The sequence below is a fragment of the Lacrimispora amygdalina genome (genome assembly GCF_003432035.1).
Lineage (GTDB): Bacteria > Bacillota > Clostridia > Lachnospirales > Lachnospiraceae > Lacrimispora > Lacrimispora amygdalina.
Map to the genome: position 1 here is coordinate 1 of NZ_QOHO01000080.1, position 1,811 is coordinate 1,811.

The 1,811-nt window shown below is 38.0% G+C and carries 1 protein-coding gene; it reads left to right on the plus strand.

Features of this window, described 5'->3' with window-relative positions:
- Positions 1-365 precede the first annotated feature (365 nt).
- A complete protein-coding gene (locus tag DS742_RS23155; protein ID WP_097007062.1) occupies positions 366-1,682 on the plus strand; it encodes an IS110 family RNA-guided transposase in 1,317 nt (438 codons plus the stop codon).
- Positions 1,683-1,811 lie beyond the last annotated feature (129 nt).

Here is a 1,811-nt window from a genome sequence, read left to right on the forward strand (position 1 = left end):
CCTCCTAGTATAATAATGATGCAGTCAAGAATGACTACTCAGTTAACAAGTTTCTTATCAGATAACAGAAGAAGGGGTTCTTCCTTCATCAAATGTTATCCATTCATAATTATCATGTCTGACGGTTCCCTCATAGACACCAGACTTTTCATAAGGTATATTATTTCTTTGGATAGGATAAAGAATGTGTTCCTCCTTGGGAAGCCAGTTTCTACTGGCTCATACCTACGATTAAGTCAATTAGTCCATTCAACAGGGTTTTATGATTAAGCTGGTTGGGAGCCGCAGGCTATACCCGTATAACGCGCTAGGCTGTGTACCTGTTGCTTTGGAAATGGTCTCCTATCAGAAAGGAGCTTACGCTCATGACAAACAAAGTTTTTTTTAATTTTGATGAATTATTTATCTCTGTCGGTATGGATGTTGGTGCTGACTTTTCATGGATGTCTATTGCTCTTCCAAACCAGACATTTGTGGGCAAACCTTTTAAAATCCTACATGACAGTATCTCTTCCCTGGAACTTGCTGTTTCTAAAATAAAAGAAGCAGAAGAGTTGTATTCTTTGGAAAGTCGCATTTTCCTGGAATCCACGGGTATTTATCATTACCCACTCTTCTGCTATCTTCGCGATAAGGGTTTTAACTGCTCAGTTATCAATCCTATCATCACTAAGAGTAGCACAAATATCAATATAAGAAAAGTGCATAATGACCGTTTCGATTCAAAAAAGGCGGCTTTGATTGGCTTGAAACCCGATTTAAAGGTTTCTCTTATGCCATCTGAACTTGCTCTCGATTTAAGAAACCTTTCCAGAGTTTATTATGATCTGATGGATAATCGTTCGGCCTATATAAATAAGTTGCAGGGTGAACTTCGTATGGTTTTTCCTCAGTATTTAAAAATCTTTTCAAAAGTAACTACCAATACATCTCTTACTTTATTGGAAAACTACACGAGTCCAGATGCTTTTCTTTCAGCAGAAAAACGGGAAATCATTGATTCCATACGCTCTACTGCCAGATTTGGTGTTACATACGCTAATAACAAATATAATGCTATTATTCAGGCTGCAAAAGACTCTAAGACTTTTGGTCATTCTGTCAGCAGTAATTTCAAGCGTATCCAGATTTACATACGTTTTATTCGCCAATATGATGAAGAAATTACCTCTCTTCTGGAAAACATGCATGAACTGGTTGATTCCAACGAAGGGACTAAATTTATACAACAGATACACCTGATTGAATCTTACAAAGGAGCCGGATTTCTCTCCGCCGTATCACTTATGAGTGAGATTGGTGACTTCTCGGCATTCCATTCTCCAAAGCAGCTGTTTGCTTACTTTGGCCTGGATCCTGCGGTAAAGCAGTCCGGTAAGTTTGAAGGAACCAAGATTAACATGTCAAAACGCGGTTCCCGCATTGCAAGACGCGTACTTCACACAATGGCTTTAATCAGTATCAGTAAAAGCAGAAACGGGTCTGTTCAAAATCCTGTGCTCCGTGATTATTACCTAAAAAAATGTGAGTCAAAGCCTAAAATGGTATCACTGGGTGCTGTCATGCATAAGGTCTGTAACATTGTATTTGCCATTCTTCGTGATGAAAAAGAGTTTCAAGTCATCACACCAGAAGAACATCAAAAGAATTACTTAAAAGCGAGATGCGACATCGCTGCTTAATATAATGCATACCTCCTTTGAACCCGCTATTTGTCGGAATATCAAAAGGTGTATTAAAGTTGCCCTTTTTTACCTAAATAGAAAAATTAATTTTTTTTCCATTCACTATTGACATTTCTTAGCTGGACT

Coding starts and splice junctions, on each gene's coding strand:
- DS742_RS23155 (WP_097007062.1), top strand. CDS start 366: ATGACAAACAAAGTTTTTTTTAATTTTGATGAATTATTTATCTCTGTC.